The following is a 20,479-nucleotide window of genomic DNA, read 5'->3' as shown; positions in this document are numbered from 1 at the left end:
GTACATCTGTGGCTTTCTAATTCTATTTTGTTTTAGTTGGTCTTACTTCAATTTTAGAAGGAAGCACGTTAGGATTTAAGTTCAGTAAATCAACAACCATTTGACCTAAATCTTCTGGCTGTATTTTCCAACCATCAGCCTCGTTAGGTTCGTGCTCATTAAAGTGAGAAGTCACCGAGCCTGGCATAATGGTGGTCGTTTTAATATCATGTTCTCTTAAATCTAACATCGCAGCTTGCGTGAAACCAACTACGCCAAATTTAGAAGCGTTGTATCCAGCGCCGTTGGCAAAAAAGTTAGTGCCCGCTAAACTAGCAATAGAAATATAATAGCCTTTATTGGCTTTAAGCTGCTCAACGCTCGCTTTTAGGGTATGAAAAACACCCGTTAAATTGGTGTCTATCATGGCGTTCCAATCCTCTAAACTCAATTGGTCAATAGGTGCAAACTTACCCAAGCCAGCGTTAGCAATCACAATATCTAGTTTGCCAAAAGTGGCAACGATTTGTTCCACCGCTTTTTGCTCGTCCTCAAAATTCCTAACGTCAGAGGCAATGGCCAATACGTTATCTCCACCTAAATCCTGTTTAGCTTTTTCTACGTCAGTTTGTTTTCTGCCAGAGATGGCCACTTTTAAACCTGCTTTAACCAAAGCCTCGGCAATGCCAAAGCCAATTCCTTTTGTACCGCCAGTAATGTAGGCTACCTTATTTTCTAAACTCATATGTTCTAAATAAAATTGAAATCAAAGTTGCAAAATCAATGCGTATTCAATGTTGCCTATATGTAAAATATGTTAGTGTCTAGGAAATAGGGATTAGGAGCTAGTCAGACAGCCCATCACTAACCACTAACCACTAATCACTAATCACTAACTCCTAATCCCTAACTACTAGCTTCCAATTTTTTCCTTTAACCTCACTTCATCCGTCAAATCTAGCCTTAAAGGAGTGATGGATACGTAGTTGTGTTCCATGGCCCATCTGTCGCTATATTCTTCCGCTTGCTCTAGGGCCTTTACTGAAATCCAAAAGTTTTTTCTGCCCATTGGATCTTCGCCAGGAATTACCGTTCCATCATACAAGCTTACCGATTGCCTCGTCCATTTGATTTGTGTAGGATGTTGAGGGAAGTTTACGTTGTATAAAGCACTTTCACTGGTTTCAAAAAGCATTTCAAGACATTGTTCCACAAATGGTTTCAATATTGAAAAATCTGGTTCTGTTTTTCCTACGGGCGTGCTTAAGGCAATGCCTTTTACACCTAATAACACCGCTTGCTTGGCTGCTGCTAAAGTTCCCGAATGCCACATAGAGTTTCCCAAGTTAGGTCCCATATTTATGCCTGATAGCACCACTTGCGTATCTGGATACATGTGCAAACCTAAAGCTACGCAGTCTGCAGGCGTGCCGTTCACGCGAAAGGCTTCAATGCCTTCGAAAGTAATGGGTGATTTTTTATACGTAAGCGGTCTCGAATGGGTAATGGCATGTCCCATGGAAGATTGTTCTACATCGGGTGCTACGATTCTAACCGTACCAAAACCAAGTGCAATTTGTGCCAAAGCGGCTATCCCTGGGCTATAAATCCCATCATCGTTGGTGATCAATATATTCATTGCCAATATTTTTTAGTGATGTATTAAAAACTATTGTAAGCCTCTTATTGTTGACAAGAAATGAAAATAAGGTGATTTATGGCCTTAACGACTTTGAAAATAGCGTAGTTATGAAAATCAATCAGACGAAAATACAGTTAATACACAACCCTACAGCTGGGGCCGAAGAACATGAGGCCGAGCATTTGATGGAAATGCTCAATGCAGCTGGATATCGTTGCAGTTATGCTTCTTCAAAGAAAAAAATCATGAAGAAAATTGCTACGGATGTAAAGTATATCGCAGTTGCTGGCGGAGATGGGACAGTGCGAAAGGTAGTACTGACTATGTTGGATAAGAAATTGAAGTACAAAAGACCGCTCGCGGTCTTACCTTTGGGGACAGCCAATAACATCGCTAGTTCGCTAGGGATTGAAGAAAACTTGAGGTTAAATGCCGAATCGTGGAAACAGGAAAAATTACAGAAGCTAGATATAGGTGTTGCCACAACACGTAAGGAGGAAAAGTATTTTATCGAATCTTTTGGTTTTGGTCTTTTTCCAGCCTTAATCAAATGGATGGATGAACAACCTAAAACGCTTTCAGAAGATCCTAATGAAGAAGTTTTGCAAGCGCATAATGCCTTATTGCATTTGGCGAAACATTACCAGCCAATACCAGCGACGATACTTCTTGATGGCAAGGAGCTAAATGATGAATTCTTGATGATCGAACTGCTTAACATTTCAAGGTTAGGTCCAAAGTTGGTACTCGCTAAAAATGCCAACCCAGGTGATGGAATGTTGGAACTGATCTTGATTAAGGCCAAACAGCGTCCGTTGATCATCAAATACTTAGAAGAAATAGTAGCAGGGAAAAAGCCGCAATTTCCAATTAAATCCATTGCCGTAAATCAATTTAAAATCAAATTAGATACTAAGGACATTCATGTGGACGACGAGTTGATGGAAACTAATCAGCACACTTGGGATGTTGGTGTTTTACCGCATATGATTGAAGTTTTGCTAACCAAATAAGTTAAAATTAATGGGCTTAAAATGGAGATATATTTTATTGGTAGGTACTTTTGCTTTAATGGCCGCATGTAAAAGCGGACCTTTCAACCTGTTAAAGCCTTCCTCGCCACATCAACAATATGAACGAAAGTTGTTAAATGCTGGGCTTAACCAAAGCACCATGGGGAGCGGTTGGATTAGCAAAGCCAATACTTTGTTGCAAAGCGCCTCCAAGGTTAAAGTTCCCTACAAAGAAACAGGCTATTTTGCTGCCGATAAACTAGACGGTGCTAGCTTCAAATTTAAATTGGAAAGAGGTCAAATGCTTACTGCCAAGCTAACCAAACAATCTGTAAATAGCTTCGCCATTTATATGGATATATGGGAACAAAATGATAATAGTGAATTTAAACTATTGGCTTTTGCCGATAGCTTAGGTTCGGATTTACAGTTGGAGGCAAAACGAAGCGGTGATTATTTCCTACGTTTACAACCAGAGCTTCTGGGCAGTGGATCTTATACCCTTGAATTGACAGTGGGTCCATCCTTGGCCTATCCTTTAAAAGTCGCGAATCGAAGGCAACTTCAGAGTTTCTTTGGAGTGGGTAGAGATAATGACACTCGGCGGCACGAGGGAATAGATATCTTTTCAACTTTCAGGACACCTGTAATAGCCGTTTCAGAAGGTACCGTTACAGGTGTTAACGAAAATAATTTAGGTGGTAAGGTGGTTTGGTTCAGGCCAAAAGGAAAAGACTATACCTTGTATTATGCCCATTTAGATGAACAATTGGTAACTCCTGGTCAAGACGTAATGATAGGAGACACGCTAGGTTTGATGGGGAATACTGGAAATGCTAAAACTACTCCACCACATCTCCATTTTGGAGTGTATACTAGCAGTGGTGCTGTTGACCCACTTCCGTTTATTGACCCATTAATTCCTCCAGTTCCTAATATTAATGGCAATGTTACCACTTTAAACACGACCATGCGTATAAACAGGTCTGCCGAAATTTCAAATAGTCTGCCGTTAAAGCAAACGGCAACGTTGAAACTAAATACCGTAGCTCGTGTATTGGCCGTAACCAGCAGTTATTATAAAATAGAATTGCCTAACGGAAAATCTGGATATGTTTCCAATAAATCTCTTGTAGAAACAAAGCCGATGAGGGCACTTAAAATCACATCAAACAATCAATCACTGTTCGATTCCCCTAATGTGAACGCAGGCATTAAAGCTAGCTTGGCAGTCGGTAAAACTGTAAATGTGATTGGAAACTTTGAAGACTTTCAATTGGTTAGCACTATAGATGGAACGGTAGGATGGATACCTTTGAAATAAAAACAATCTAAAGGAAATAGGATATTTTATCATAAATAATTGCATAAACATGCAAAAACTTGCAATATCAATTATGTTTATTGTATTTCTTATTTATCTTTATCATTCAATCAAATAAATAACCATGAAATTGTTTTCCTTGCTAGCTGTTGCTACACTATTATTCTCGTGTTCGCCAAAAATTAAGGCAACCAAAACCGATATAGCTAATTCAAGTATTAAAACAGGTGCAGAACAAACCGAATTATACTTGCCTTTATTAAAAGGAAAAAGGGTAGCCGTATTAGCCAATCAAACTTCAATTATTGGTAAAACCCATTTAGTAGATAGCCTGCAGAAATTGGGCGTTAAAATAGTGAAAGTATTTGGCCCAGAGCATGGTTTTAGGGGTAATGCTAGTGCTGGCGCAAAAATTGCCGATGCCATAGATGAGCGTACTGGGATTCCTATCATCTCATTATATGGAAAAAAGAACAAGCCAAGTAATGAAGATTTACAAGATGTAGATATTTTAATTTATGATTTGCAGGATGTTGGTGTTCGTTTTTATACCAATATTAATGCTTTGGCTAGATTAATGGAAGCTTGTGAAGCCAATAAAAAGCCGCTACTAATTTTGGATCGACCAAACCCAAATGGCTATTTAATTGATGGACCTGTATTAGACATGAAATATAAATCGGGTATTGGTATGTTTCCAATTCCAATGTCACATGGCTTAACCGTAGGCGAATTTGCGCAAATGGTTAACGGTGAAGGTTGGCTAAGCAATAAAGTTAAAGCAGATATCAAGATTATTCCAGTGGCCAATTATACGCATGATACACCTTACACATTGCCAGTGCCTCCATCACCAAATTTGAATACGCAACAAGCTATTTTATTATATCCAAGTGTATGTATGTTTGAAGGTGTTTACGTAAACCACGGTAGAGGAACTTATAACCCTTTTACAGTATTGGGTAGTCCAGCTTACAAGGGAATTTACAGCTTTAGCTTTACACCAAAAAGTATCAAAGGGATGGCAGAATCACCAATTTTTATGGATGAAGTTTGTTATGGTATCGACTTGCGTAATTACGATACCGAACTTTTAAGAAAGAGCAAAAAGATTAATTTCAGTTGGATTAAGGAACTCTACAAAGCGCATCCTCAAAAAGAGAAATTTTTCGAATCTAAGTTCAGCAACCAAATGAACAACATAGAAATTCAAATTGGTCGTGGCGATTTTAGGCAACAGATTATTGATGATGTACCTATCGAAACCATACGAGCAGGTTGGGAGCCAGGTTTAGAAGCCTATAAAAAAATGAGATTAAAATATCTGCTTTATCCTTAGTATCAGTCTGATTCAGATTGTTCTTTAAAGAAGACTTACAAAGTTTTATAAACTTCGTAAGTCTCTCTTCAATATTGCTATCATTCTAGCTTTGGGGAAATCTAGCTGTAATTTTAGTAGCCCTTCGCGAAGTCATCTTCTCAGTCTTTAAAGGTTTCTAAAACCAATTTGGCAATATCCCTAGTAACCTGGGTAGGAGAGTTACAGTCGCAATTGCTCAAGCCAATCACATAAATATCTTGTTGAGGCAAATAAATACCCATGGTTTTAAAGCCAAATACGCTTCCGCCATGTTCCCGAGAAGGAGCGCCATTGATTTGGCTGATGTGCCAACCGTATCCATAATTAATGGAGGTACCATTGTTCAATTGGTAGGCTGTAAAAGCTTTTTTGCTACTGCTTGCTTTGAGTAAAGTGTTTTTATTTAAAGCAGTTTGCCATTTTAACATATCGCCTATGGTAGACATTAAGGAACCCGAAGCATAAGGAATGTTAAAGCTAATTCTCGTTTTGTTTACATATTGATTGTTTTTTTGTTGATAGCCATAAGCTCTTTTTTTGATGATGGCTACATCACTTGCATACCTAGAGTTGGTCATGCCAGCTTTTGCAAAGATGTTTTTCTGGATAAAATGCTCGTAAGTATCTTTAGAAGTAAGTTCAATGACATAACCCAACACAGCGTAGCCAGAGTTGTTGTATTCAAATTTTTCCCCAGGTAAAAAATCTATAGGTTCGTTTTTAAAGAAATCAACCAATTCTTTTGGTGACAAGTCTTTCTGTGCAATTTGGGAAATGGATTTCATCTTGGTAAAATCCTTAATACCCGAAGTATGGGTGAGGAGGTGGTGGATGGTAATTTTATCTCCGTTGGGATAATCGGGAATGTATTTAGAAATTGGATCTTGGGTAGATAATAAGTGTTGCTCTTCCAACATCAAGATGGCAATTGCGGTAAACTGTTTGGTGATGGAGCCCAGTTGGAAAATATTTTGGGTAGTCATATCTACACCTAACTCGATGTTGGCTTTACCAAAAGCTTTTTGATAAATAGGTTGTCCAGCTTTAGCTATTAAAAAGGCACCGCCAGGACCATCTTTGTCAGTAAATAGTACAGATAGTAAGCTATCTACTTTTTTGCTGTTGATTTGTGCGTATGTAGGAGATAAAAGCATCGCTATCGCAGCGAAAAGTAGTAATATTTTTTTCACGTCTTATTGGTTTTACTTCTGAGACGCAGAAACTGAAAATCAGGTTACACAAAAAAGCCCGAACGGTTTAGGTTCGGGCTTTTGTATGATTTAATGTGAAGATTAAGCAGTTGCTTCCTCTTCCATATAGCTCTCTAAAGGAGGACAAGCGCAAATCAATGAGCGGTCACCGTGACTATCATTCACTCTACCTACCGACGGCCAGAATTTATAAGCGGCTACATAAGGTAGTGGGAATGCAGCAGTTTGACGGCTGTAATCGTGATTCCATTCGTTTCCAGTCACTACTGCAGCAGTGTGAGGCGCATTTTTCAAAGGATTGTCCACTTTATCAAGTTGACCATTTTCTACTTGGCTAATCTCACTTCTAATCGCAATTAAAGCATCACAGAAACGGTCTAACTCATGTTTAGGCTCACTTTCAGTAGGCTCAACCATTAAGGTGCCAGCCACTGGGAATGATACCGTAGGGGCGTGGAAACCATAATCCATTAAACGTTTTGCAATATCAACTACCTCAATACCGAAGTTTTTAAACCCACGGCAATCTAAAATCATTTCGTGTGCACAACGACCATTCGCACCAGCATACAATACTGGATAATGTTGCTCTAAACGAGCCTTCATGTAATTGGCATTCAAAATGGCATATTTAGTCGCATTGGTTAAACCGTCAGCACCCATCATAGCAATGTAAGCGTGAGAAATTAACAAAATGCTGGCCGAACCCCAAGGCGCTGAAGAAACCGCAGGAATAGATTTTCCTTTATCAATATTAACTACAGCGTGACCAGGAAGATAAGGAACTAAGTGTGCTGCCACACCAATTGGACCCATACCAGGACCACCACCACCGTGAGGAATACAGAAGGTTTTATGTAAGTTTAAGTGACAAACGTCTGCACCAATATTAGCAGGACTAGTTAAGCCTACTTGTGCGTTCATGTTGGCACCATCCATGTAAACCTGTCCACCGTTTTCGTGAATTACCTTACAGATTTCGATAATGCTTTCTTCGAATACACCGTGAGTAGAAGGGTAGGTGACCATTAAGCAAGAAAGATTTTCAGCATGCTCTTTCGCTTTAGCTTTCAAATCTTCTACATCAATTTCACCTTTTTCGGTAGATTTTACTACGACGATTTTCATTCCAGCCATCGCTGCCGAAGCAGGGTTGGTACCGTGTGCCGAAGCAGGAATTAAAGCAATGTTACGGTGATGATCGCCACGATCTTGGTGGTAAGCTCTAATCACCATTAAACCTGCGTACTCGCCTTGGGCACCAGCGTTAGGCTGTAAGCTCATGGCCGCAAATCCTGTGATTTCGCTCAACCATTTATCCAACTCATCAAATACAGTATAATAACCTAAAACTTGGTCGCTAGGCGCAAAAGGATGTATTTTACCAAACTCTGGCCAAGTGACAGGAATCATCTCTGTAGTGGCATTAAGTTTCATGGTACATGAACCTAAAGCAATCATCGAGTGACAAAGCGATAAATCCTTAGTCTCTAATGATTTGATATAACGCAACATCTCGTGTTCTGAGTGGTGCGAGTTAAACACAGGGTGAGTTAAGTATTCGCTAGTACGTTGTAAAGCAGCAGGAATAGTAGTGCTTACATTATCTACTACCACTACGCTATCCGTAGCAATTGCTTTTACTTTAGAGAAAATACGAACCAATAAACTAACGTCTTCAAAATTGGTGGTTTCGTCTAATGAAATGGTTGCTTTATCACCTTTATAGTTAAGGTTAATGTTGTTGTCTAAACAATCTTTATGAATAGCGCCTTTTAAATCGCCAAGTTCTACTTCAATCGTATCAAAATAAGCTTGGTTATTTACTTTGTAGCCAATTGCTTTTAACGATTCAGCTAGTGAAATCGTTAAGCCGTGCGTACGTTCAGCAATTAATTTTAAGCCTTTTGGACCATGATAAGCAGCGTAAAAGCCAGCCATAATCGCCAATAAAGCTTGTGCTGTACAAATATTTGAAGTCGCTTTGTCTCTACGGATGTGCTGCTCACGAGTTTGTAGCGCCATACGTAAAGCATAATTGTCGTTGCTGTCAATGGTTACACCAATAATACGACCTGGGATAGAACGTTTGTACTCATCCTTAGTTGCGAAAAATGCCGCATGAGGACCACCAAATCCCATTGGGATACCAAAACGTTGCGTAGTACCTACTACCACATCAGCACCCCATTCACCTGGAGGAGTTAACAAGGTTAAGCTTAATAAATCGGCAATAACCGTTAATTTAACACTTTGCTCATGTAGGACATTCGCAAAATGGCTATAGTCATAAACCTCGCCGTTGCCTGCTGGATACTGTACAATGGCACCAAAGAATTCTGCATTAGGTTCAAAAGTTTCGTGGTTACCAATCACCAATTCAATCCCGAAAGGATTAGCCCTGGTTTTTAAAATATCAATAGTTTGAGCAAAAATAGCTTCAGAAACGAAGTACTTATTACCTTGCTCTTTTTTACGCAAACTGTATTGCATAAACATGGCTTCTGCAGCGGCAGTACCTTCGTCTAATAAAGACGCGTTGGCAATCTCCATTCCAGTAAGGTCAATCACCATGGTTTGGAAATTCAACAAAGCCTGTAAACGACCCTGTGCAATTTCAGCCTGATAAGGCGTGTATTGCGTGTACCATCCTGGATTTTCAAATACGTTACGTAAAATTACACCAGGGGTAATGTTATCATAATAACCCTGTCCAATAAATGATTTGAAAACTTTGTTTAAAGAAGCCGTTTGCTTAAGGCTACTCAAATAATCAACTTCAGATTTTGCTTCAGGAAGGTTTAAACCTTGCTTTAATCTGATGGTTGCAGGAATCGTTTGCTCAATTAATTCGTCGATAGAATTAACGCCAACGGTTTCTAACATTGCCTTAGTATCGGCCTCATTTGGCGCAATATGGCGGTCTTTAAAGTTCTCTTGGTAATGGATGTTTAAGCTCATTGAATGCTAGCATTTTTAATGCCCGCAAAGGTAAGTATTTTGCAGGAGATATTATCGTAACAAATCCTTAATAAAAGTCATAATACAGCTGATAAAATCTATCGTTTTTGTAGGCAAAGGGCAGTTTCTTGTTTTAAATAGTTTTGAAAAGCAGGTTTAGGTTTTTATCGCTTCCCGTAGCCCTGCTATTCACTTCAATCTTTTTGTGATTGCATCCGCCTAAACCTCTTAGGTTTTTAAAACCTAAGAGGTTTGTTCATCGAGTTCAACAAAAAGTATTTCCGTTGCTATCAGGTTTGGTTTACAAAGTTCGGTGGTAATATTGCAGAAATTAAATAGGAACGTCATTGCGAGCTTTACGAAGCAATCTATAACGATTAAATTTTGACTATAGAAATTATGAACTGTGCTTTCTAACACTAACTCCTAACCACTAGCTACTAGCTACTAGCTCCTAAACTATTTCCTCACTTTCCAACCCTCTTGCTTATCAAATTTTAAACGATAGGTCTTAGTTAAGAACTCACTATTCTCTTCAGGTTTTCTTTGAAAAGGAGCGAAGGGTGTATTTGTCTTTTTTAAAGATACCGTTACCTTGGCGGTAGCATCATTCACTTTGGAGAAGTCAACAGGTTTTTCGTCAGTAAGTTCGTAGGTTACCGCTTTAACCGTGGCCTGATTAGCATCCTGTTTGAGTACAAACTCACTGGCCTTTTGGGTAAGCTTGGCACTGTATACGTAACTACTGTCTTTGGATAAAAACTTCTTTTTAGAGCTCAGCAGGGTTAAAGTGATGTAGCCATCATCCGCTAATTGACGGTAATTTTCCAGTTCAGCGTATTCCTTTTCGCTGTTGAATTTCAGCTCGCCAAAATCGAACTTGGTGGTTTTATACTCAGGATTGCCTTTCAAATAAGTGGTAATTACTTTTCCAGCTTCATCGGTATTAATGGTAGAAGTGTTTTTACAAGCAAATAAGGTAGTGGTTAGTAATACTGCTAGTATGGTCTTTTTCATAGTTTTTATTTGAGTACTTACTGTCTTTCATTTAGTCGTCATCCTCAACTCGATTGAGGAACTTGATTTGATAAAAAGTGTATCGCTCTTTAGTATTCCCATTTAGAAGGGAATGACGCTAATAGGTAACAGTGAAATCTAAATTTAAGTTTTTCTTTTAAAGTTATTCGCCTTCTTTAAATTTTCCAAATTTGGAAGAATCATTGATGATAAAATAATCAAAACACCAACCCATCTAATCAAACTCACTTCTTCGTGTAAAACCAATGCCGACATGCTTACCGCTACAGGAAGCTCTGCAGAACTAAGGATAGAACTTAACGTTAAACCTATTTTAGGGATGCCAGAAGCAAAGCACAAAGGCGGGATCACTGTTCCGAAGACGGCTAGAATCAACCCCCACTTAAATAAACTGCCACCTAAAGCACCGTTGATTAAGAAATGGGGAGGTAAAACCAAAAAGATTAAAAGACAAGCCCCTGTAATCATCAGGGCACTTTTCTGGATAGGCGGATATTCATTGCCTAAATTCCCGTTCAGTAATAGGAAAGTAGCATAGCAAAGCGCAGCAGCCAATCCGTAACCAATGCCCAATAAGCTTAGGCTACCGCCCGTGTTTTCATAATAGCCACTGGCTGCTACTGTACCAATCAAAATGAAGATGATGGCCAGTATTTGCAGCTTACTAGGTTTCTTTTTGAAAAAGATAAATTCTAATAGCGAGCTCATCCATACAAACTGCATGAGCAAAATAATGGCTATAGAAGCAGGAACGAGTTTTACACATTGGTAGTAGGTTAAACTCACTAGGCCAGTAACCGTGCCTGCGAGCATTAATTTAAGCCAGTGTGTTTTAATAACAGGTTTTGGCTGGTCTTTACTTTGCGTTTTACGCTGGATAAAATAAATGCTCCACAAGAGGATTACGCCAAATAAAGCTTGTGTACCTGTAACGTCACCAAGGGTGTAACCCTCTTTATAGGCCAGTTTTACAAAGGTAGAGAGAATACCAAAGCTGCAAGCGCCAAATAGTACTAATAAAATGCCTCTTAACATAGTCGAGTGATAAGTAGCTAGGGGGTAGGAACTAGTATTTAGCGGTCAAAACTAATACCTAGCTCCTAATTCCTAACTACTAATTAAGTTGCGCTAAATAACGCTTAATAGTTTCTTCTAATCCTAAATAAAGCGCGTCGCTCACTAGCGCATGGCCAATAGAAACCTCTAATAAGTTAGGAATGGTTTGCGCAAAATATCGAAGGTTGTGCAAATCCAAATCGTGACCAGCGTTAATGCCAATACCAAGCTCGTTAGCTTTAATGGCAGCCGCTAGGTAAGGGGCAATGGCTTTTTCTCTATCGGTATGATAATGTTGAGCGTAAGCCTCGGTGTAAAGTTCAATTCTATCAGTTCCAGTACTTACAGCCGCTTCAACCATTTCCACCACAGGGTCAACAAAAATAGAAACACGAATACCTGCATTTTTAAACACAGCCACCATTTCCTTTAAATAATTTTGATGTTTGATGGTGTCCCAACCGTGGTTAGAAGTGATTTGACCTTCTGCATCGGGAACAAGGGTCACCTGTGCGGGTTGGTTGGCCAATACAAGGTCTACAAATTTTTGTTCCTTGCAATTGCCTTCTATGTTAAATTCTGTAGCAATAACAGCTTTAAGATCAAAAGTATCTTGGTAACGGATATGTCGCTCGTCAGGACGGGGATGCACCGTGATGCCCTGTGCGCCGAAGCGTTCACAGTCTAGCGCTACTTTTACCAAATCAGGGTTATTACCGCCTCTGCTATTGCGCAAAGTGGCTATTTTATTGATGTTAACCGATAACTTTGTCATGCCGCAAAGATAGGGTTTAACCACAGATGAACAGATAAAAAATTGAAACTAAAATCTGTGTATCTGTGGCAATAATGATTAAGATTTTGGTTTTGAAGCTTTCTTATCTTCTACCAATTGGATGGATTTGGCTTTAAATCTGCCATCAACGACTTCGCCTGTAGCCACAGCTTTTCTAACCGCATTGCAAAAACCGTCATCAGCATGCGCATCACCAAAGTCGTCAATTTTTCTACCATCTACGAAATAAGTCGCACCGTCAATTTTGATGGCTAAATCACAGCCTTTTCCGGGCATCTTGAACATACATTCGCCACAGGCAACTTCTACTGCTTTTTTCTCAATTTTTTGAGCTGATGCTTTGCTAGGAGTGGTTTGTGCATTTGCAAAAAAGGCAAAACTTGCAAATAATATCAGTAAACTTAGTTTTTTCATATCTATATATACTAATGGTTGTGAGTTAATGAGATATGCAAATATGGTAAATATTACATAGGAATAAATGATTTTCGTCAAATACCTGTGGATGGTGGTGAATACTTTGCGTCCTTAGCGACACTCATCTTTTTCCTTTGCGTTAAAATTTAACCGCAAAGAGTTTCAAAGTATTCGCAAAGAACGCAAAGATGGGTATCGCTATAGTTGATGCAGAGTTTGTTGTTCATTAAACCTGATGGTAGCGAATATCCTTTTTGTTTTATCTGCCCATCAATAAGCTGTCATGCTGAGTTTATCGAAGCATCTGCAAGCGATGAAACATCCTTCGATGGGCTTAGGATGAAAGGGGTGACAAAAAGATAGCAGCGCACAGCAGGACTATCGTTTGATATGAAATGCTACACACTGCTTTTAATAAAAATTAAACACTAACTACTTTTTAAACACGAAACACTTTGCTTTCTTTGCGTCACTCTTCTTTTTCTTTGCGATTATTTTTAACTGTCCATTAATACGCTGTCATGCTGAGTTTATCGAAGCATCTGCAATCGATGAAAGAGATTCTTTGCAAGCTCAGAATGACAAGAACGTTAAATAATCACTTCCTGTAAATGTTTAACCTTCTTTTTGTAACTCCAGTAAAAAACAATAGGATATACAAATAAATTAAACAACGTATTGGTAATTAAACCACCAATAACCACTACGGCCAATGGCTTAGAAGCTTCGGAGCCTATCCCTGTAGAAAGTGCTGCTGGCAACAAACCAATCGCAGCCATTAAAGCAGTCATAATGACGGGACGCATACGGTTAGCCACGCCGTCTTTCACCGCATCGGCAAAAGACCATGTGGGGTGATGCTTAAGCTCGGTAATATTACTTTTGAACTTAGTAATGAGGATTACACCGTTTTGCACACAAATACCAAATAGCGCAATAAAACCTATACCTGCCGAGATGTTAAAGTTAATGCCCGTGGCCAATAAGGCTAAGATACCTCCAATCATGGCGAAAGGTACGTTGTTAAGCACTAAGAGCGAATCTTTGGCATTGCCGAATAAAATGAACAGGATAAAGAAAATCAGTAATAAACTAATAGGAACCGCTTGGGAAAGCTGCTTGCTTGCCCTTTGCTGATTTTCAAAATCTCCTGCCCATTCTAAACGGTATGGCTTTGGCAACTTAATGGCTGCGTTTACTTTTTGTTGTGCTTCGGCAATCACACTTCCCATATCCCGACCACGGATAGAGAATTTAATAGCGCCGTAGCGGGTATGTTTGTCACGATAAATCATGCTGGGACCAGTAATTTTCTTGATGCGGGCAATTTCACCCAATGGTACTTTCGAACCCGAAATGGTAGGTACTCGTAAATTGGCAATCGCTGTCTCATCATTTCTAAAGTCTTCAGGGTAGCGGATCACCAAATCGAATTTCTTTTCGCCTTCGTAAATTTGGCTGGCAGCTTTACCTCCAATGGCCATTTCTACTACGGCATTGGCATCGGCGGTACTTACCCCGTATAAGCCCATTTTGCGTTGACTGAGGTCTATTTGTAACTCTGGCTGACCTAAGTTTCTAAGGATTCCCAAATCTTCAATACCTTCAACGGTTTTAAGGATGTTGTAGATTTTTTCCTCTTCCTGCTCAATAAATTCGAAATTATCGCCGAACAATTTTACCACAATGGAGCCTTTCACCCCAGAAACGGCTTCTTCCACGTTATCTGAAATAGGTTGGGAGAAGTTTAGGCTGATGCCAGGAAACCCTTTTAATTTTTCCTGCATGCGCTCAATTAGCTGCTCCTTGGTTTGTTTGCGCTTCCATTCCTTTTTAGGGTAAATGTCTACATGGAATTCCATGTTGTAAAAACCAGTAGCGTCAGTTCCATCATTAGGTCGTCCTGTTTGGGAGAGGACTTGTTTTACCTCATCAAAACTTAGGAAGATTTTACGCATTTCGTTGGAGAGCTTTTTGGTTTCATCCAAAGAAATACTGAGTGGGCCAGTAGCACGTACGTAAATAGAACCTTCATCTAAATTCGGCAAAAACTCGCTACCCAAAAACTTGAAACTGATCACGCCAAAAACTAAAATGATCATTGAAGTGGTAAATGCTATTTTTTTGAATTTAAAACATTTATCATATATTTTTAAAGTGTATTTAGTAATGAATTCGAGAAAGAAATTATGTTTTTCCCTTACGTTCTTTTTGAGGAGCATGCTGGCCATGGCAGGCACTAGGGTAAAGGTCAGCAACAAGGCGCCTAATAAAGCAAAGCTTAAGGTCCAAGCCAAAGGCGAGAACATTTTACCCTCTACTTTTTCAAAGGTGAAGATGGGCATTAAACCTGTAATGATAATCAGTTTAGCGAAGAAAATCCCTTTTCCGTTTTCTAAACAAGCCTTTTTGATCAAACCCAGCTTGCTTATTTTGTTGAACTTCTCCATGCCCACGGCTTTTGCTTTATGATCAAGGACGACAAAAATACCTTCAACCATCACCACCGCACCATCTATGATGATTCCAAAGTCGATGGCTCCCATGGAAAGTAAATTAGCCGACATACCTCTTAGTTTTAAGCAGATAAAGGCAAACAACAAGGCCAACGGTATAACCACCGATACAATGAGCGTAGTACGCCAATCGGCCATAAAGAGGAACACAATTACGGTAACGAATAAGATACCCTCGAACATATTGCCCATTACCGTATGGGTCGCAAAGTTCACCAAGTCTTCGCGGTCATAAAACGCTTTGATTTTAACATCATCGGGTAAGATGTTGTTGTTGATGTCGTCAATTTTTACTTTAAGTTTTTTAATGACTTCGCTAGGGTTTTCACCTTTGCGCATCACCACAATTCCCTCTACCACATCGGGGTCGTAATCTCTACCCACTTGCCCTAAACGTGGAAGTGCCGATTCAGTCACCTCTGCAATGGTTTTTACATAAATAGGCGTACCATTGTAGTTGTCAACCACTACATTCTTAATCTCTTCGATGTTATTGAGTACGCCAATTCCCCGTACCACATAAGCTTGTCCGCCTTGTACAATCACATCGCCACCTACGTTGATGTTACTTTTCGAAACCGCTTCAAAAAGCTCGGTGGCACTAATGTTATATTGAATGGCTTTTTGAGGGTCAACGGTAATTTGGTAGGTTTTTACTTCACCACCAAAACTGACCACATCGGCAATGCCAGAAACAGATAATAATTCTCGTTGAATCGTCCAATCCTGAATGGTTTTAAGCTCCTTGACGGTTTTTTTGTCACTGGTCAGCGTATAACGGAAAATTTCACCAGTAGGTCCGTAAGGCGGTTGTACTTCTGGCTGTACGCCATCGGGTAAATCTGCTTCTTCAATATGGTTGTTGATTTGTACACGGGCAAAAGCGTAATCTACCTCATCATCAAAAGTAACCTTCACAATGGATAAACCAAAAAGGGAAGAGGAGCGGATACTGGTACGCTTTTCCGTTGGGTTCATGGCTATTTCCAGCGGACGACTTACAAATTTCTCAACCTCTTCCGCACTTCTGCCTGGCCACTGCGTAATAATCGTGACACTGGTGTTAGTCACGTCAGGAAAAGCCTCGATAGTGGTTTTTTTGAAGCTGAAATAGCCCGCCAAAATGAGGATGAACGTAGTAAAGAAAATGAAGTATTTATTTTTCAGGGAAAACCCGATAATGGTTTTAATGAACTTGTTCATGTTGGATCGTTTTTATAGCACCATTGTGTGTTGCGTCATACCCAACTCGATTGGGTATCCTAAAGCAATAAAATTAATGGACTTAAGTGTTAAGATTCTCGTTTTCAAGGGAATGACGTATTATTATGAGGGATTCCTAACCAACTACTTCAAACTTTCAAAAAGAAATACCTGCTTAGAAGCAATCACCTTATCCCCAGCATTTAAACCTTTACTTACATAGGAACGGTTGCTGGTTTTGCGACCAATTTCTATTTCTTGAATACGCACTTTTTGCTTACCATCCAGCACTAGCACGTAATTCTTATTCTCGTCGAAAATAACCACCTGTGGATTGACAGAAGGCAGATTGATGTCTGATTTCGCCATCACCTTTACCGTCGCCATCATGCCTGGTTTTAGACTCAAATCTTTATTGCTGATACTTACACGAGCATTGATGACTTTGCTCTCGTTGTCTATCGTTTGGTAAATACGTTCAATTTTCCCATGGTACATCTTCTCTGGATAGGACAATACGGATACTTCCACCGCATCGCCTTCTTTAAGCATACCAAGTTCCGATTCGTAAATGTTGATCACAGCCCAAACACTGGATAAATCGGCAACTTTAAAAACTACCCCTTCATGGTCGGGGCGCAACTGCATGTGACTGTTCAAGTTTTTCTCTATCACATAGCCGCTAATGGGCGAAGTGATTTGATAAGACCCTTTACTATGGCCACCATTTAGCTTTAGCACACTTTTAGCTCGTTGTAACTCCGCTTTTTTAATCACAAAGTCGTTTTGTGCTTCTTCCATTTCTCTAGCCGAGGTTAAGCCACCTTTATAAAGTTCTTCCGCTTGTTGCAATGCCCTTTCCGCATTTTTAAGTTCAGCGTTAGCACTAATCACCTCTTTGTCAAACCCAACCATTTCTGCACTATTTATACTGGCCAATAGCTGTCCTCGGTTAACCCTGTCGCCAATTTTTACATTTACATTGCCCACAATACCGCTTACCATAGGGTATACCGAAGCTTGAAGGTCTTCGTTAGCCGTAATTTTGGCCGAAAAGTTTAAGTCGGTGCTGTTGTTGGCCGATTGCACGGTATCAATAATAAGTTTGCTGAGTAGCGAATCGGTGATTTCGAACTGCTCTTTTCCCGCAGGAGGGTTGTTGGTTGTACAGCTTTGGGCCATTAGACCTACTAATGAAAGGATGAAGAAGTATTTTTTTGACAATGTAAAATTAGACATGCTGTTATTTATAAATGCTGGTTCCAGTAACAAAATTGATTTCCTCTTTGGCATTTTTGCGCTCAAAAAGTAATTGGTTGTATTGTAAGACGTGATCTTTGTAGGCCTCGTAAAAATCTAAGAATTCTAATAAACTGATGTTTCTTTTACTGAAGTTGACGGTCACCTCATCAATGAGCTTTTGGTAGTCGGCACCGAAATTATTATCCATGCCTGCATACAGTTCCTCGACTCTGTTGGCGTTTTGGTAAGCCTTAAATACTTCGTTAGCCAAAGTGTTTTCTAATTGCTGGTGTGTTGCTTGTTGTGCTTCAATGGCGATTTTAGCTTTTTTAATCTCGCCCTGATTCCTGTTGAACAAAGGAATAGGCATGCTGATCCCAATACCCGTATATTTCTCGGGATAATTACCTTTCAAATCGTAAGCTAAAGAAAGCTGTACATCGGGAATGGCATTGGCTTTTTGTAACCTTAAGTTTTGTTGGGCATAGGTAATGGCCATTTGCGAGTTCTTAAGGTCGACCCTGTTGTTCATGGCCGAATCCAGTAAGGTAGTATAGGGCAGGAGCGTAGAGAGCGTAGCTTGTTTTTGAGTATCGCCGTCAACAATCGTTTCAATCACCATATTTGGACTGATTTGAGTAAGGAGCTTCAATTCTGTACCTAACTCCGCAATTTCAGTAAGCATTTGCTGACGTTCTACCTGTAAGTTGTACAGCAGCGATTTAATACGGATGATGTCCTTTTGAGCGATGTTACCCAAGGTCAATTGCTTGTTAGAAGCTTGTAGCAGTTGCTCTAATGCCTTAATTTGTCGGCTGTAGGTTTTGGCCGATTGTTGCAAGCCATGAAGCTTAAAGAAGTTGCTACGAAGCTGATAACGTAAAGTGCGCATCAGATCGTAATAAGCATACTCCTCCATTTTTACAGCGGTTTGTGCCAGCTTGATTTGCTTGTTACGCTTACCTGCCAACTTAAACAACTGCGAAATTTGTGTGTTGAACTGTCCCGTAGCAAAGGAAGTTTCGAGGAAACGCTTGGTCTCGTGATTGTAGAAAAGGTTTTCGTGGCTGATTTCGGGATTGTCGAAAAGCCTCGCGGTAATCACATCGGCCTTGGCCTGTGCTATATCGTAGTTAGCCAGTAAAAGTTGATAATTGTTGGCCAAGAAAAGTTTTTCGGCATCAGTAATACTTAGCTTCAGCGTATCCTGTGCAGCTGCAAAACGAGCGCATGCTAAAAAGCAGCATAGAAAAAGTAACTTTATTTTCATTGCCGCCAAAGTTATTTCGACGGAATTAAACGCGAATTAAATCGAAATTAAAAAGCGATTAAAAACAGTTTGATGTAGCTTTATGAATAAGCAAACCGAATATAAAAGGTAGTGCCCTGCTCGGTGGAAGTAAAGCTCAATTCGCCTTTGGCGAGCGTGATAATTTTATGGGCCATGTACAAACCCATGCCATTTCCTTTGGGTGTATCTTCTTTACTCGAAGTATAAAATGGTTGATAGATTTTTGACGCATCGTCTTGGTGGATGCCTACACCTTGATCTCTAATGGCAACTTCAAACCCCGACTCATTTGCACTTAAAATACAAACCACATCTTGCTGATTCGAAAACTTAAAGGCATTGGCAATGATGTTATTGAAAGCAATTTCCAACAAGGGTTGATTGAAAATAATGGTCAGTTTTTCACTTTGCGAGGGCAGGTTTTCCATTTGGACATGAAGTGTTGCTTTACTCGCATTTTTCCTTTGCCATTCCGTTTTAAGCTGCCACAAAAGCTCATCTATCCTGATGCCGTCTGCTTGCAAATTGCCCAATTCCAAATCGGCTTGTGCCAAACTTAAAAGACTGTTGATCGTGGCATTCATTTTATCCACGTCCTCAATCACCGAGCGGAGGGCCTTTTGATATTCTGCTGTGCTTCGAGGTTGGTTTAAAGCAATCTCCGCCTCCATCAGCAAACTGGTAATGGGGGTTCGCAACTCATGAGAGGCATTAGCCACAAAGGTTTTTTGAAGGATAAAAGCCTGTTCCAAATGGTCCATCAGCTGGTTAAAGTTTTGTGCTAACAGGTTAATTTCATCCTTATTACTGCCTTCCTGTACCCGATAATCTAAATTGTTGGATTTGATCTTTTTGACATCGGAAATGAATATGTTCAGCGGTTTTAAAATACGATTGGCTACCCATCTGGAGGATAACAGTAAGCCTACAGCAATCACAAAAAAGGTAGCAATCATGCTGATGCGCAACTTGTCGATACGTGAATAGGTGCTTTGATCAATAGCCGAAGCGAGGATGACAAAATCTCCCTGATTATCCTTGTAGAAAACACCAACCGTTTGCCGCATGCCTTCCTTAAATCTCACCTTGCCAGTTTTGCGCACTTGGTTAATCACCTCACTGGTCCAAAATTGCTGCTGGTCCTTAATGAAACGAGGTCTGTTGTGATTGTCGTAAATACGGACCACCTCGCCGTTTAGGCTTTCCAAGTAGGCAATCTTCACGCGCTTTAAGGAGTCGGCAGAGATCTCATCCGCTTCCAGATATAATTTAGCGTTGATAAAAGCCCTGTCGTTCAACCTGTCGTAAAAGTCGCTTTCCAGAAACTTGATGAAGATAAAATAGACCGCAAACAGTACCGCCAATAATACCATAGTACTAATAAGGGTAAAGTAAAGGGCTAAACGATCTTTTATTTTCATGTTACGATG

15 protein-coding genes are annotated in these 20,479 nt (G+C 39.9%); 3 read left to right on the top strand and 12 right to left on the bottom strand.

Features of this window, described 5'->3' with window-relative positions; genetic code table 11:
• Positions 1-22 precede the first annotated feature (22 nt).
• Both DUT70_RS05020 and surE read right to left on the bottom strand, forming a co-directional pair.
• Positions 23-724 (bottom strand): SDR family oxidoreductase, encoded by a 702-nt coding sequence (locus DUT70_RS05020; protein ID WP_113646172.1) that lies wholly within the window; start codon positions 722-724, stop codon positions 23-25.
• A gap of 168 nt (positions 725-892) precedes the next feature.
• Positions 893-1,618, bottom strand: a complete 726-nt coding sequence (gene surE / locus DUT70_RS05015; protein WP_113646171.1) for a 5'/3'-nucleotidase SurE — start codon at positions 1,616-1,618, stop codon at positions 893-895.
• A gap of 110 nt (positions 1,619-1,728) precedes the next feature.
• Between surE and DUT70_RS05010 the strand changes: the two genes are divergently transcribed.
• The 3 genes from DUT70_RS05010 (at position 1,729) to DUT70_RS05000 (ending at position 5,297) form a co-directional block, all read left to right on the top strand.
• Positions 1,729-2,634, top strand: a complete 906-nt coding sequence (locus DUT70_RS05010; RefSeq protein WP_128353299.1) for a diacylglycerol/lipid kinase family protein — start codon at positions 1,729-1,731, stop codon at positions 2,632-2,634.
• Positions 2,635-2,644: 10 nt separating this feature from the next.
• The gene (locus DUT70_RS05005; protein ID WP_113646169.1) at positions 2,645-3,958 is read left to right on the top strand and encodes a M23 family metallopeptidase; all 1,314 of its coding nucleotides are present in this window, start codon (positions 2,645-2,647) and stop codon (positions 3,956-3,958) included.
• Positions 3,959-4,082: 124 nt separating this feature from the next.
• On the top strand, positions 4,083-5,297 hold the full coding sequence (locus tag DUT70_RS05000; RefSeq protein ID WP_113646168.1) for an exo-beta-N-acetylmuramidase NamZ family protein: 1,215 nt from the start codon (positions 4,083-4,085) through the stop codon (positions 5,295-5,297).
• Between the two features lie 140 nt (positions 5,298-5,437).
• Here the strand turns inward: DUT70_RS05000 and DUT70_RS04995 are convergent, their stop codons facing one another.
• The 10 genes from DUT70_RS04995 to DUT70_RS04950 all read right to left on the bottom strand — a co-directional run bounded on the left by DUT70_RS04995 (position 5,438) and on the right by DUT70_RS04950 (position 20,470).
• Entirely contained in the window at positions 5,438-6,508 is a 1,071-nt protein-coding gene (locus DUT70_RS04995; protein ID WP_240432025.1) for a serine hydrolase domain-containing protein, read from the bottom strand.
• A 102-nt stretch (positions 6,509-6,610) separates the two neighbouring features.
• Positions 6,611-9,490: an aminomethyl-transferring glycine dehydrogenase gene (gcvP, locus tag DUT70_RS04990; protein ID WP_113646166.1), complete on the bottom strand. Its 2,880-nt coding sequence runs from the start codon at positions 9,488-9,490 to the stop codon at positions 6,611-6,613.
• A 459-nt stretch (positions 9,491-9,949) separates the two neighbouring features.
• The gene (locus DUT70_RS04985) at positions 9,950-10,507 is read right to left on the bottom strand and encodes a hypothetical protein (protein ID WP_113646165.1); all 558 of its coding nucleotides are present in this window, start codon (positions 10,505-10,507) and stop codon (positions 9,950-9,952) included.
• Positions 10,508-10,651: 144 nt separating this feature from the next.
• Positions 10,652-11,563 (bottom strand): EamA family transporter, encoded by a 912-nt coding sequence (locus DUT70_RS04980; RefSeq protein ID WP_113646164.1) that lies wholly within the window; start codon positions 11,561-11,563, stop codon positions 10,652-10,654.
• Between the two features lie 79 nt (positions 11,564-11,642).
• The gene (locus tag DUT70_RS04975) at positions 11,643-12,359 is read right to left on the bottom strand and encodes a pyridoxine 5'-phosphate synthase (protein WP_113646163.1); all 717 of its coding nucleotides are present in this window, start codon (positions 12,357-12,359) and stop codon (positions 11,643-11,645) included.
• 78 nt (positions 12,360-12,437) lie between these two features.
• Positions 12,438-12,794 (bottom strand): DUF6370 family protein, encoded by a 357-nt coding sequence (locus DUT70_RS04970; protein WP_205529729.1) that lies wholly within the window; start codon positions 12,792-12,794, stop codon positions 12,438-12,440.
• A gap of 593 nt (positions 12,795-13,387) precedes the next feature.
• Positions 13,388-16,516 (bottom strand): efflux RND transporter permease subunit, encoded by a 3,129-nt coding sequence (locus tag DUT70_RS04965; protein ID WP_113646162.1) that lies wholly within the window; start codon positions 16,514-16,516, stop codon positions 13,388-13,390.
• A 144-nt stretch (positions 16,517-16,660) separates the two neighbouring features.
• The gene (locus tag DUT70_RS04960; RefSeq protein WP_240432024.1) at positions 16,661-17,755 is read right to left on the bottom strand and encodes an efflux RND transporter periplasmic adaptor subunit; all 1,095 of its coding nucleotides are present in this window, start codon (positions 17,753-17,755) and stop codon (positions 16,661-16,663) included.
• A gap of 4 nt (positions 17,756-17,759) precedes the next feature.
• Positions 17,760-19,028, bottom strand: a complete 1,269-nt coding sequence (locus tag DUT70_RS04955) for a TolC family protein (protein WP_113646161.1) — start codon at positions 19,026-19,028, stop codon at positions 17,760-17,762.
• An 80-nt stretch (positions 19,029-19,108) separates the two neighbouring features.
• Positions 19,109-20,470 (bottom strand): HAMP domain-containing sensor histidine kinase, encoded by a 1,362-nt coding sequence (locus tag DUT70_RS04950; protein ID WP_113646160.1) that lies wholly within the window; start codon positions 20,468-20,470, stop codon positions 19,109-19,111.
• Positions 20,471-20,479: the final 9 nt, after the last annotated feature.

Origin of the sequence: Pedobacter chitinilyticus (assembly GCF_003313385.1) — a bacterium.
GTDB lineage: Bacteria > Bacteroidota > Bacteroidia > Sphingobacteriales > Sphingobacteriaceae > Pedobacter > Pedobacter chitinilyticus.
The sequence above is the reverse complement of the archived record's forward strand: the minus strand, read 5'-3'. Positions and strand labels throughout refer to the sequence as shown.